Here is an 11,722-nt window from a genome sequence, read left to right on the forward strand (position 1 = left end):
TGCTGGAGGAGCGCAACTTCCCGGCCGACGAGGTGCGTTTCTTCGCCTCGGCGCGCTCGGCGGGTAAGACCCTGCCGTGGCGCGGTGGCGAGATCGTGGTCGAGGACACCGAGACCGCCGATCCCACCGGCCTGGATATCGCGCTGTTCTCCGCGGGCGCCACCATGTCGCGCGTGCAGGCCCCGCGTTTCGCGGCGGCCGGTGTCACCGTGATCGACAACTCGTCGGCTTGGCGTAAGGATCCCGAGGTCCCGTTGGTCGTCAGCGAGGTGAACCCGGAGCAGACGCGCAATCTGGTCAAGGGCATCATCGCCAACCCGAACTGCACAACCATGGCCGCAATGCCGGTGCTCAAGCCGCTACACGACGTGGCTGGCCTGCAGCGCCTGATCGTTTCGAGCTACCAGGCGGTCTCCGGCAGCGGCCTGGCCGGTGTCGAGGAACTGGCCTCCCAGGTGCGCGCCGTGGTCGACGATGCCGAAAAGCTGGTGCACGACGGCAGTTCGGTGCAGTTCCCGGCTCCGAACAAGTACGTCGCGCCGATCGCCTTCGACGTGATCCCGCTCGCCGGTGCACTGGTCGACGACGGCTCCTTCGAAACCGACGAAGACCAGAAGCTGCGCAACGAGAGCCGCAAGATCCTCGGTCTGCCCGACCTGCTGGTCAGCGGCACCTGTGTGCGCGTCCCGGTCTTCACCGGCCACTCGCTGTCGGTGAATGCCGAATTCGCCGAACCGATTTCGGTCGAGCGCGCCAAGGAAATCCTCGCCAAGGCCCCCGGCGTCCAGCTCACCGACGTGCCGACCCCCTTGGCCGCCGCGGGCAAGGACGACTCCCTCGTCGGCCGCATCCGCCAGGATCCGGGCGTCCCCGAAGGCCGCGGCCTCGCCCTGTTCATCTCGGGCGATAACCTCCGAAAAGGTGCCGCCCTCAACACCATTCAAATCGCGGAAGTCCTGTTGGCCCAGCGCTGACACCGACCGAACGGGCCGTTCCGATCGTGAGATCTGAACGGCCCGTTTGCTTTTCGGTCATCGGATATCGAATGTCACCGACGAGCCGAGCAGTGCGGTCAGCGACAGCCCGAATGTGCGCCGGAAGGTTTCGCTCAGGTGTGACGGGGAGGCGAATCCGGCATCGGCGGCGCAGCGGGTGAGGTCGTGCCCGGCGGCCAGGCTCGCGAAAACCATTCGCAGCCGGGCCCATTGACGGTAGCGGCGGAATGTGGTGCCGGTGTGTGCGGCGAAGGTTCGTAGGAAGTGGGTTTCCGACATCCCGGCGGCATCGGCCGCGTGCTCGGCGCGGATGTGTGCGGTCGGGTCGTCACGAATGTCGCGGACGATGGCGTCGATTCGGGGGTCGATGGCCGGTTGCCGAACCGATATCAGGCGCTCCAGCTCGGCGACGCCGGTTCGGGCGGCGGTGATGAGGACGGCTTCGGCGCTCGGATCGACAGCCGCGGACTGGATATTGCTACCCGATCCGGTGGCGACCCCAGCGATCATCGCGCTGCCGGGTTCGGCGAATAGCAATGCGATCCAGCGCTCCGAGACAATCCGGGCTGGTACCCGGGCCGGTATGAACACGCTGCGGGTAATGATCGGCTGATCCGCCGCCGTCTCCACCGCGAACGGTCCGTCCAAGCTCAGGCCGAGATACCCGATCGACGTGGCATGCATCCCGACGCCGAGCTCCGGGCCGAGATATCCGGCATGTCCCGGTCGCATCCACAGCACCGGCGCACCGCAGGTTTGTGAAAGCGCGGTCTCGGTCATGTTCGTCAGGCTAATCGGTGCCCCGGCGCAATCAGCCGGTGCGAGCCGCGACGACGGGAGACGAAGAGATATGACAACCAAGGGAGTTACCGCGAAGCCGAGCTGGCAGACCAGAGCCATCACCGCGCTGTTGGCATCGCGCGGCCAGAAGCAGATGCTCGGCAGTGCGGAAGGGATTCATGCGGCGCTGGAAAAGCGCGACCGTCGCGTCAAGGAGGTGCGGCCGCCGGCATTCCTGCGCAAGGCGGCGACCGTCACCCGGGATGATCTCGACGGTTGGCCCGTTTTCCGAGTAACGCCTACCGCCGGACCCACCGACGTCAGCGTGGTTTTCCTGCACGGCGGCGGCTTTTTCGCCGAGATCGTGCGTCCGCACTGGAGTTTCGTCCGCGAACTCGGCGCTGCCATTCCGGCGGAGGTCGTGGTCCCGATCTATCCGCTGATCCCACATAGCAGCGCCGCGGACATGGTCGCCACCACCGCTGCGATACTCGCCCGCACGATCGAGCAGCGCGGTTCCGGCCAGACCGTGGTGATGGGCAATTCGGCCGGCGGACTGCTGGCGCTGGCGGCAGCACATGTCCTGCGCGATCAGGGTGGGCCGCAACTGTCTCGGGTAGTGCTGATCTCCGCATGGCTCGACGCCACCCTTTCCGACCCGGCGCTGCCCGAGCTCGAACAGATCGATCCGTTGCATCAGCGGCCCGGAATGGCTGAAATCGCGCGGCTCTACGCCGACGGCCTCGACCTCCGCGACCCCCGCGTCAGCCCCCTGTTCGGCGCTATCGAAGGACTGCCGCCTTTGACCATCTTCTCCGGCACCCACGAAATGATCCTGCCCGACGCCCGAACCCTCACCCGCCGCGCCGAAGCCGCGGGGGTACCGGTCGACTACCACGAGGGCTTGGGGCTGCCGCACAACTACGCGCTGATGCCCAGCCCCGAAGGCCGTGCGGCTCGCAAGATCATCATCGACGCTTGCCGCGCGCCACGTCACGATCTGTCGGCAGTCGACCGGGAAAGCGCGAGTCGATAACGGTCTTGCTCACCACGTCCCGCCCGCTTCGACCATACCGGTGACTCGGAAGCGGCGAGAGCCCGGCGCGGCGGCATAATGCCTTCTCGTACCGGGCTTTTCGCTCAACTGGCGGGTTGGCGTCGTGTCGGTTCGGGCGTGCTGGCTGAGTAGGCATCGGCGAGGCTGCGTCGGGCAGCCCGGTTCGGTCAGTGGGGCCGTAGTCCGTCGAAGACGATCGCGAACGTGCGGCGGCGTTGCTCCGCGGTGGTGTTGGTGGCGTTGGCGGCCAAGAAGGTGCCCTTCACGACGCGCATGAGGTCGTCGATATCGATATCGCGTCGTACGTCCCCGGATTGTTGTGCACGGGTGAGTAATTGGGCGATGGCGGCCCTTAGATCGTGGGCGGGTCCGCGGCTTTCGGGGGCGTCGGCGCCTACGGCTTCGGCTAGGTCGCGTTTGACGGTGCCCTCGGCGACCATGCGGTCGAGGAAGTCGAAGAAAACTTTGCCGGGGTCGGGGGCGGTGGCGAGTTCGCGGGCATGGGTGATCATTCGCTCGACGCGGTCTACGATCGCGGCTTCGAAAAGGGCTTCTTTGGTGGGGAAGTGGCGGTAGACGGTGCCCGCGCCGACGCCCGCGCGGCGGGCGATTTCGTCGAGCGGGACCGAAATGCCCTCGGCGGCGAAGGCCTCCTGGGCGGCGGCGAGTACGCGGTCGCGATTGCGGCGCGCGTCGGCGCGCAGTGGGCGCGGTTCCTCGCGATCGGTCATGAGGGCTGAGTTTACTGGAGGCATTGACAAGCGGGGCGGTCGTTCCGGATGATAAGCGGGGTCAACGTTCCGCTTAATTTGAAGCAGGTGTTTTCATGGTGGAGACTTCAGTGGAAAGCCCTCGTGAGCTGGTCGAACGGATGTTCCGGGAGCTGCCGGCGCGCGATGCCGACGCATTCGTCGAGCTGCTCGCCCCGGATGCGGTATTCGAGATCCCCTTTGTCATTCCCGGGATGCCGACCCGGCTGGTCGGGCGTGCGGAGATCCGCGCGCATCTTGCGCAGCGCTGGTCCGGAATTTCGCGAATCGAGGTGCACGGGATCTATCCACAGGTGTACGAAACAGCGGATCCCGAGCTGGTTTTCGTGGAGAACGAGGTGGATATGACCGTGCCCGGCGCCGAGCGAGCGCGAGTTCGCACCTCCGTCAATGTCGTTCGGGTTCGCGACGGCAAGGTCACGCTGTTCCGCGACTACATGGATACGGCGCGCTTCTCCCGGCTTGTGGAGAACTGACCCAGAAGGCCCGGGCGGGCCGAAATTCCGTCGCTCCGCCCGGGTGCCGACTGCTAGCCTGCGCCGATGGCGAATCCTTATCCACAGGTGTACTTCGGGGACCGGCTCATCGACGCGGAACAGGCGTCGGTCGCGGTCGCATCGTCGGCAGTGTTGTACGGGCTCAGCGTGTACACAGTGTTCCCGGTGCTTGTGGATGGATCGGCACGCATCGCATTTCGGCTCGACGACCATTTCCGGCGACTCGAGGAATCCTGCAAGATCATCGGCATCGACCGGTTCGCCGCCGAATGGGACTTCGCCCGATTCCGCACGGCGATCATCGACCTGATCGCGGCCAATACGCCGACCGAGGACGTATTCGTCCGCGCGACAGTGCATGTCGTCGAATCGATTCCGGGCACCCGGGTCCGTGGCTGCGCCATCCAGGTCAGCATTTTCGTCTACGACGCCGTGCCGATCGTGCCCCAGGACGGTATGCGTCTGAAATCCAGTCCGTGGCGGCGCATTCCGGACAATGCGATTCCCTCGCGTGCGAAAGTCAATGGTGCGTACGTCAATTCGGTACTCGCCAAACAAGATGCCATCGACAGCGGCTACGACGACTGCATCTTCCTCGACGGCAACGGTCACGTCTGCGAACTCAGCGCCGCCAATATCTTCCTCGTCCGCAACGGCGCCCTGATCACCCCGGATGTGTCCTGCGACATCCTCGACGGCATCAACCGCCGCACCATCCTCACCCTCGCCGCCGAAGACGGCATTCCGATCGTCGAACGCACCATTGACCTCACCGAGCTCTACATAGCCGACGAAGTCTTCGTCACCGGCACCTCATCCGGCACCTCCCCGGTCACCGGAGTCGACGGCCGCCTCATCGCCGACGGCCGCCCCGGCCCCCTCACCCAAACCCTCCGCAAACGCCACACCGCCGCCCTCCGCACCGACACCCACCACAACTGGCTCACCCCCCTCTGACCGCTCCCACAGAAGGCATCACTACCTCGCACAACGTCCACCGTGTGCGAGGTAGTCACCGGCTATGCGACGTCCTCGATCCTTTGCGGCAGCGCGGGATTCCGTGGCGGTCCAAGGGCGGGATCGTAGGCATCACAAGCGCTCGAGGGCGGCGATGGTGCCGAGGAAAAGTTCCACGTTGTCTTGCACGAACTTGGCGCGGGGGTAGGGCAGCGCCTGCTGGATCCAGGCGGTGACAGTGTCGCCGAACGCGCCGACCAGAAAGCGTGCCGTGAGGTCGATGGCGGGATCGTCCGGAGCGCGGTCGGGAACCAGCTGTGCCAGGATTCCGCGGAAGGCGCGCGACACATCCTCCGAGCGCGCCAGCCGTCGCTCGGCCACGGCCGGATGTCCATATGCCTTGGTGGACAGGATCTTTCCCTTGGCGGGCGTGGCTAGGAAGAAATCGACCATGGCGTCGACCACTGCGGTGACCTGTGCCCGACGGTCCGGTGCCGCGCTCGCGGCGGCCGCACCGACGGCGCTCGAAAACTGGCGAAAAGCCAGCTCGAATGCGGCCCCGATCAGATCGTCGAGATCGGTGAAACTCTCGTACACAAATCGGGTGGACAGTCCGGCGGCTTTGGCGACCGTGCGGATCGTCAGTCCGGCCGTACCCTCGGTCGCCATCACTTCGAAGGCGGCCTCCAGTAGCTGGTCACGACGGATCGCGCGCCGCTGATCAGCCGATATCCCGCCATAGGTGCGCGCCGTGGATGCCATACGCCAATCTTGACACATTTGTTTCCTGAATCTAGCTTGATTCGAGAGACAACTGATTCCCGATTGAGGGGTGAGTATGACCGAACTCGCCGAAGCGTCCGATCTGAACGCATCGCACGCGGACCTACCCGGCCTGAGCAAAGATTCGCTGACCGCCCGCCTCGCTGCGGACTGGCGATTGATCATGCTCGCCCCGAGTGCGCTGTTACTGCAGGTAGCGCATCCGGTGATCGGCTCGGGCGTTGCCGAACACTCGATCTTCAAGACCGATCCGATCGGCCGCTTCGACCGCTCGTACTGGCCCACCCTCGCCCTAACCTTCTACGGCGACGACTCCGCCGCCTACGGCCGCGACATCCGCGCCATGCACAAGGGCATCGGCGGTGTCGATCACGCGGGTCGGCGCTATCACGCCTGGGAACCCGAGGCCTACTTCTTTGTCCTGGCCACCGCACATTGGGCAACCGAAATCGTCGCGACCCGTTTCGGATCCGGACTCACCGAGTCGCAGCGCGCGGACCTGTACGACGGCTGGCGGCACACCGCGTTACTGGCCGGACTCCCGGAACGCGCTGTGCCCGAGGATCTTCCCGCCTTCGAGGCATGGTTCGACCGGGTCGTGCGCGAGCGGCTCGAATATCACCCGAGCGTCGACGATGTGCTGGAGACGATGTCTCGGCCGCCGGTGCGAGCGCCGATCCCGGTTTGGCTGTGGAAGCTCGTCATGTGGCGAATCGTCGGACCGCTGGCGGTCTGGGTGAATACCGGTGTGCTGCCGCCGATCCTGCGCGAGCGGCTCGGCCTCGAATGGACCGCGCGCGACGAGCGCCGGCTACGCCGCTACGCCGTCGTGATCCGCGGCGTAGATCGAGTGCTGCCACGACCGGTCCGCACCATCACCCGCGTCGTCGCGCTGCGGCGAAAAGAGCAGATCATGAACAACATTCGACATGCGGCGGAGGCGGCGTGAGCAACACTGCGGAAAGCAGCATTGTGCGCCGGCCGAATCCCCTCAACAGCCCCATGCCCGACGGTCCGCTGCCGCCGCATGTGGACGGCTGCTTCGGCTGCGGACCACGGAATCCGGCGGCCGTCGGGATCGCACTGAACCTCGAAAACGACCGCATCATCGGCCATTTCACCCTCGATGAACGCCACCAGGGCGCTCCGGGTGTGGCGCACGGCGGTGTCATCGCGGCCATACTCGACGAGGCGTCCGGCACGGTGCCGACCACCATGTGTGTCCCAGCGGTAACCGCCAAACTCGAGGTGAACTATGTGCGCCCCGCATCGCTGCACCGGCCGATGATCGTGACCGCGCTCCTCGATCGGCGCGAAGGCGAGCGCAAATTGCATATCTACGCTCGCCTCGAAGACGACGGTGAACTCATCGCCGAGGGCACTGCCCTGTTCATCGCGGTCTCGCCGGATCACTTCTTCGCGCAGGGCGCGAAGGAAGGCGATATCCCTTTCTTCGGCGTGTGATTCAGCGGATACCCGGTGTGCGCGGATCCGGACCGAGGCAGACCAGAATGGCGCAGCCGGGTGGGGTATCGGCGAACGGCGGCGCCAACGGGTAGTTCAGGCAGCTGAAGACATTGCAGCCCGGATATGCCGCAGGTCCGATGCCGAAGACCGCGAGCAGCAGATCCGTATCCACGAACCGCCTCGGATCCAGCCGCAGCGGCGGCTCGACATACGGACCCGGATCGGGCACCGGACGGACTTCGAAGGCCTCGAACAGCCGTCGGAAGAATTCGTACGGCAGCTCCGCGGTGTTCTGCACAATCCCCGAAAGGCCCTCGTTGCTGACATTTCCGAAGAATCCGGTCCACACCACCGTCAAATCCAGGCTCGGGATGAGGAAGACGTTCTGCATGCCGAGTCCCGACATCGAGTACACGTCGGCGGGCAGGTAGGAGGGGGTCTCGGCGCATCCCGGCCCGATCCAGAACAGGTAGCCGTAGCAATTGTTCGCCGCTGATGGCTGGCGTGCCTGGTACAGATAAGCCTGCGAGACGATTTGCTGCCCGCCCCAGCCCCCGTTATTGCTCACCAGCAGCCCGAGCTTGGCGAAATCGTTCGGCGGGATCATCAGATGGGCGTATCCGTAGGTATGCCCTGCGCGATCGCGCGCCCAGTAGTAATCGCCGCGTTCGATGCCGAGCGGATCGAAAAGCTCACGCTGTGCGAACTGCTGCAGCGGTTCCCCGACGGCCAATTCGATGACATAGGCGAGCAGATCGACATTTCGCTGGCTGTAGCTGAATGCCGCGCCAGGCGGATTGGCCAACGGCACCCCGAGCGCCTGCACCGCACTATCCGGATCGAGCGGGATCACCCCGGTAACGCCCTCGGTGAGCACGCCCACCTTCATGCCGGACGTTTCGGTCAGCAGATTCTCCACGGTGATCGACCGATGCTGCGCATCACCGAGTCCGGGCGGCAGATACCGGTCGATCGGCGCTTCGATATCGAGTTTTCCCTGATCCCAGGCTATTCCGGCGAGCAGGGATACAACGCTCTTCGTCGCACTCCAGATATTCCAGGCGACATTCCCGGTCTGGTCGTTCGTCGGCCCCTCGCCGATCAGACAGTTGTGCCGGAAAACCTGCACATTCAACCGATTACGCCCGCTTGCGAACTCCAATGCCTCCGCGAGCCGGTCCGAATCCAGTCCAACCTGTTCCGGCGCCGCCCGTTCCGGCTCCCGCCCGGACGACACCCCACATGACAGCTGCGCGGTGTGCGTGGCCTGCGCACCTCCGGCGAAAACGCTTCCCGCAACCAGCGAGACCGCTGCGATTCCGGCCAGGAATCCGTAGATGCGCCCCATGCGCAAAGGCTATCGCGACCGGCCTCGACAGGCTGGGCAACAGGCTGAATGCGTCTCAGTCAATTGCCAACTCGGCGCGCCGCTCCACGTCGTACCGCATCGGCCGCGCGCCGCAATATGATCCGCACTTTGGACGGCATCAGCGAGGTGTACCGCGAACTTCCCCTGCGGCAACGGCGAGGACCGCGATTCCGTTGGGCACCGAACCGAGCTGGCGTGACAGCCCGACAGTCGACGGCGTGTACGTGCCGCGAACGAGCCAGCGCCTACGCCGAGGACCGCGAGTCCGGTTAGTTCCGAGCCGAGCGGACGTGACAGCCCGACAGTCAGCGGCGTGTACGCACCATGAACCAGCCAGCGCCTACGCCAAGGACCGCAAGTCCGGTCAACCGAGCCGAGCGGAGGGGTACGCGAGCAGTGCGGCACCGCCAAGGCGAGCAGCAGCCGGCCACGCGCCGCGGGAGTAAGTGGCGAAGATGCCCGCGCCGACCCTCGCCCCGAGCCCGATGACCACCGAGTCGGTGAGTCCGAGCCTGCGACGTAGCGCATCGCCGTGCGTTGCCATGGCTGCATCATCGACCACACCGCGGTCGACCACGAGCCGAGCCGCTCCGGAAATACGAAACGCCGCCAGGTTGGTGAACCTGGCGGCGCTGAGTCGCCGGACGCCACGCCAACGTCACGACTCGAGTGCCGACGTCCCACAAGCGCCTCTCGGCGAGTGGTCGCTCGTAGCGACGAATGGGGTGAGGCCCGGGGCTGTCCGGACGCCGACACAGGTGATCAACGGTCCGCCGTCCGGATCTATTCCACGAAATCGGATGTGATGCGGACAACAGAAATCACCTGGTCCGATCCCGCAGCGATGCGCATCCTCCCGATAGTTCCCAGCTGCCTGTGCAGTGCGGACCCTGCCTGTGCAGTGGCTGGCACCCGGCCTTGCCATCACGGCAGCAGCCGGCGTCTTCGCACTCGGGACACCGGCAGATCTGCGGGCGGCACTCCTCCGCCGCACCGCGCACCCAGCGACCGTGATCAGATGCGGCATGGCCGCTCGACGGGTAGGTCTTGGCGCTGTTGGCTACCCGCGGGTGGTGGTTCGGGCCGGTACGGACTCGGTACCGCAATTTAGAATCAACGAGCTCACGAGGTGAAGGGGGGATCGGTGTGTCCGATGATCTGGTGCTGACCGAAATGCTGGCCGCGCTCGAGCGCAGTCCGGAGGTGCTTGCGCTGCGGGTGCGGGTGATCGAGTTGCTGATCGATCGTGGCCGCCATGCCGATGCACTGGCCCAGTGTGCAGCCGCGCTCGGTCAGGAACCGGGACATGCTCGAGTGCTGGAGTTGTTGCAGCAGTGCACGATTGCGCTGACCAATGGTATGGCGACCCCGGCTGCACCGACCCAGCCGACGCTGAGCCAGTCGACGCTGAGCGAGCCGTCGCTGAGCCAGTCGACGCTGAGCGAGCCGTCGCTGAGCCAGTCGACGCTGAGCGAGCCGTCGCTGAGCGAGCCGTCGCTGAGCCAGTCGACGCTGAGCGAGCCCGCGCTGAGCCAGCCCGCGCTGAGCCAGCCCGCGCTGAGCGAGCCGTCGCTGAGCGAGCCGACGCTGAGCCAGCCCGCGCCGAGCGAGCCGACGCTGAGCGAGCCGACGCTGAGCCAGCCCGCGCCGAGCGAGCCCACGCCAAACGAGTCGGCACCGGATAAGGCGAAAGATGATTCGTCGCAATATGATTGGGCGGCAGCCGAAGAGCAGGTCGGCGATATCATCGCCCCCGCATTCATCGATGAGGGCTCGCGCGACTTCGTCACCGACTCCGATGTCGGCGTATTCGAGAAGCCCACCGTCAAGCTGGCCGATGTCGGCGGCATGCAGGATGTAAAGCGTCAGCTCGAACTCACTCTGCTCGGTCCGATCCGAAATCCCGGATTCGCCAAGGCTTTCGGCACTTCCGCGCGCGGCGGACTGCTGCTCTACGGCCCGCCCGGCTGCGGCAAGACCTTCATCGCCGCGGCGGTGGCCGGTGAACTCGGCGCGAACTTTTACCCGATCGAGATCGCCGACATCCTCGATATCTACCACGGTTCCGGTGAGCGCAATCTGCACGAGGTCTTCGAAATGGCCCGCCGCAATGCGCCCTGTGTGCTGTTCCTCGACGAGGTCGACGCCCTCGGGCACAAGCGCAGTCAGATGTCGGGCTCGGCCTGGATGCGCAATGTGGTGAATCAGCTGCTCAACGAGATGGATTCGGCCACCCACAGCAACGACGGCGTCTACATCCTCGGCGCCACCAACCACCCGTGGGACCTCGATGTCGCCCTGCGCCGCCCCGGCCGGTTCGACCGCATGATCCTGGTCGGCCTGCCGGATTCGGACGCGCGCCGGGCGATCCTGCACTACCACCTGAAGGATCGTCCGGTCGCGGGCATCGATCTCCCGGCCATCGTGCGGCGCACCGACGGCTTTTCCGGTGCCGATCTGGCCCACATCTGCACCTCGGCAACACAATTGGCGATGGCCGACTCGATCAGCACCGGCACCGTGCGCCCGGTCGGCATGGCCGATATCGAGGTCGCGCTGAGCCAGATCAAGCCGAGCGCGGGCCCCTGGTTCGAATCCGCCCGAAACGTAATCGAATTCGCCAATGGCGACGGGACGTACGACGAACTCGCGAAGTACATGCGAGCCAAGAAGTTCCGCTCCTGAAACAGGCCCGGCCGAGCCACGCGGGGCACACCACCCGCGCTCCATCCAGCGGAGAGCGCATCGTCGGCGTGCTGGAACCGCGCGCGTCGTCGGCGTCCTGGAACCGCGCGTTGTCTGCGCCCCGGGGTGTGCGGCATCTCGGGGCCCGGAGGTGCGCGTCACCGGTGTCCCCGGAAGATGCGCGTCGTCTGCGTCCTGGGAGTGCGTGTTGTCTGCGCCCTGGGGTGTGCGGATCTCCCGTCTTGGCGTGTGGGTCATGGCGTCCCTGGAGCTGCGCGTCGTTTGCGCCGTAGAGGGTGTGTGGTGTGTGCGTCCTGGGGGTGTGCGGCATCTCGGTGCCCGGAGGTGCGCGTCACCGGTGT

At 65.8% G+C, this 11,722-nt stretch carries 12 protein-coding genes; 7 read left to right on the top strand and 5 right to left on the bottom strand.

Going from position 1 to position 11,722, the window contains the following annotated elements:
- Positions 1 to 2: 2 nt before the first annotated feature.
- Positions 3 to 974, top strand: a complete 972-nt coding sequence (locus ON44_RS01925; RefSeq protein WP_083897594.1) for an aspartate-semialdehyde dehydrogenase — start codon at positions 3 to 5, stop codon at positions 972 to 974.
- 57 nt (positions 975 to 1,031) lie between these two features.
- Here ON44_RS01925 and ON44_RS01930 read toward each other — a convergent pair whose 3' ends face one another.
- Positions 1,032 to 1,775 (bottom strand): AraC family transcriptional regulator, encoded by a 744-nt coding sequence (locus ON44_RS01930; protein ID WP_040686031.1) that lies wholly within the window; start codon positions 1,773 to 1,775, stop codon positions 1,032 to 1,034.
- 70 nt (positions 1,776 to 1,845) lie between these two features.
- Between ON44_RS01930 and ON44_RS01935 the strand changes: the two genes are divergently transcribed.
- Complete coding sequence (locus tag ON44_RS01935; protein WP_051181337.1) at positions 1,846 to 2,811, top strand: alpha/beta fold hydrolase; 966 nt, start codon at positions 1,846 to 1,848, stop codon at positions 2,809 to 2,811.
- 188 nt (positions 2,812 to 2,999) lie between these two features.
- On the opposite strand, the gene ON44_RS01940 is transcribed toward ON44_RS01935, so the two are convergent.
- Positions 3,000 to 3,563, bottom strand: coding sequence for a TetR/AcrR family transcriptional regulator (locus ON44_RS01940; protein WP_040686032.1), 564 nt, complete (start codon positions 3,561 to 3,563; stop codon positions 3,000 to 3,002).
- A 95-nt stretch (positions 3,564 to 3,658) separates the two neighbouring features.
- Between ON44_RS01940 and ON44_RS01945 the strand changes: the two genes are divergently transcribed.
- Both ON44_RS01945 and ON44_RS01950 read left to right on the top strand, forming a co-directional pair.
- Positions 3,659 to 4,078: a nuclear transport factor 2 family protein gene (locus ON44_RS01945; RefSeq protein WP_040686033.1), complete on the top strand. Its 420-nt coding sequence runs from the start codon at positions 3,659 to 3,661 to the stop codon at positions 4,076 to 4,078.
- A gap of 66 nt (positions 4,079 to 4,144) precedes the next feature.
- A complete protein-coding gene (locus ON44_RS01950) occupies positions 4,145 to 5,056 on the top strand; it encodes an aminotransferase class IV (RefSeq protein ID WP_040686034.1) in 912 nt (303 codons plus the stop codon).
- Positions 5,057 to 5,188: 132 nt separating this feature from the next.
- On the opposite strand, the gene ON44_RS01955 is transcribed toward ON44_RS01950, so the two are convergent.
- Positions 5,189 to 5,818, bottom strand: a complete 630-nt coding sequence (locus ON44_RS01955) for a TetR/AcrR family transcriptional regulator (protein ID WP_040686035.1) — start codon at positions 5,816 to 5,818, stop codon at positions 5,189 to 5,191.
- 76 nt (positions 5,819 to 5,894) lie between these two features.
- Between ON44_RS01955 and ON44_RS01960 the strand changes: the two genes are divergently transcribed.
- Both ON44_RS01960 and ON44_RS01965 read left to right on the top strand, forming a co-directional pair.
- Positions 5,895 to 6,788 (top strand): oxygenase MpaB family protein, encoded by an 894-nt coding sequence (locus ON44_RS01960; RefSeq protein WP_051181339.1) that lies wholly within the window; start codon positions 5,895 to 5,897, stop codon positions 6,786 to 6,788.
- Positions 6,785 to 7,303, top strand: coding sequence for a PaaI family thioesterase (locus tag ON44_RS01965; protein WP_051181341.1), 519 nt, complete (start codon positions 6,785 to 6,787; stop codon positions 7,301 to 7,303). Before ON44_RS01960 ends, ON44_RS01965 begins: the two co-directional genes overlap by 4 nt.
- 1 nt (position 7,304) lies before the next feature.
- On the opposite strand, the gene ON44_RS01970 is transcribed toward ON44_RS01965, so the two are convergent.
- Together ON44_RS01970 and ON44_RS53900 are read right to left on the bottom strand one after the other, a co-directional pair.
- Entirely contained in the window at positions 7,305 to 8,654 is a 1,350-nt protein-coding gene (locus ON44_RS01970; protein WP_040686036.1) for a serine hydrolase domain-containing protein, read from the bottom strand.
- 385 nt (positions 8,655 to 9,039) lie between these two features.
- The gene (locus tag ON44_RS53900; RefSeq protein ID WP_157187025.1) at positions 9,040 to 9,219 is read right to left on the bottom strand and encodes a hypothetical protein; all 180 of its coding nucleotides are present in this window, start codon (positions 9,217 to 9,219) and stop codon (positions 9,040 to 9,042) included.
- Positions 9,220 to 9,821: 602 nt separating this feature from the next.
- On the opposite strand from ON44_RS53900, the gene ON44_RS46445 reads away from it, so the two are divergent.
- Entirely contained in the window at positions 9,822 to 11,360 is a 1,539-nt protein-coding gene (locus tag ON44_RS46445; protein ID WP_051181343.1) for an ATP-binding protein, read from the top strand.
- Positions 11,361 to 11,722 lie beyond the last annotated feature (362 nt).

Origin of the sequence: Nocardia vinacea NBRC 16497 (assembly GCF_000308835.1) — a bacterium.
GTDB classification, from domain to species: Bacteria; Actinomycetota; Actinomycetes; order Mycobacteriales; family Mycobacteriaceae; genus Nocardia; species Nocardia vinacea.

What these genes read in the sequence shown, in the direction of transcription:
- ON44_RS01950 (WP_040686034.1), top strand. Translation starts at nt 4,145, where the DNA reads ATGGCGAATCCTTATCCACAGGTGTACTTCGGGGACCGGCTCATCGAC.
- ON44_RS01935 (WP_051181337.1), top strand. Translation starts at nt 1,846, where the DNA reads ATGACAACCAAGGGAGTTACCGCGAAGCCGAGCTGGCAGACCAGAGCC.
- ON44_RS01970 (WP_040686036.1), bottom strand. Translation starts at nt 8,654, where the DNA reads ATGGGGCGCATCTACGGATTCCTGGCCGGAATCGCAGCGGTCTCGCTG.
- ON44_RS01930 (WP_040686031.1), bottom strand. Translation starts at nt 1,775, where the DNA reads ATGACCGAGACCGCGCTTTCACAAACCTGCGGTGCGCCGGTGCTGTGG.
- ON44_RS01945 (WP_040686033.1), top strand. Translation starts at nt 3,659, where the DNA reads ATGGTGGAGACTTCAGTGGAAAGCCCTCGTGAGCTGGTCGAACGGATG.
- ON44_RS01960 (WP_051181339.1), top strand. Translation starts at nt 5,895, where the DNA reads ATGACCGAACTCGCCGAAGCGTCCGATCTGAACGCATCGCACGCGGAC.
- ON44_RS53900 (WP_157187025.1), bottom strand. Translation starts at nt 9,219, where the DNA reads ATGGCAACGCACGGCGATGCGCTACGTCGCAGGCTCGGACTCACCGAC.
- ON44_RS01940 (WP_040686032.1), bottom strand. Translation starts at nt 3,563, where the DNA reads ATGACCGATCGCGAGGAACCGCGCCCACTGCGCGCCGACGCGCGCCGC.
- ON44_RS01955 (WP_040686035.1), bottom strand. Translation starts at nt 5,818, where the DNA reads ATGGCATCCACGGCGCGCACCTATGGCGGGATATCGGCTGATCAGCGG.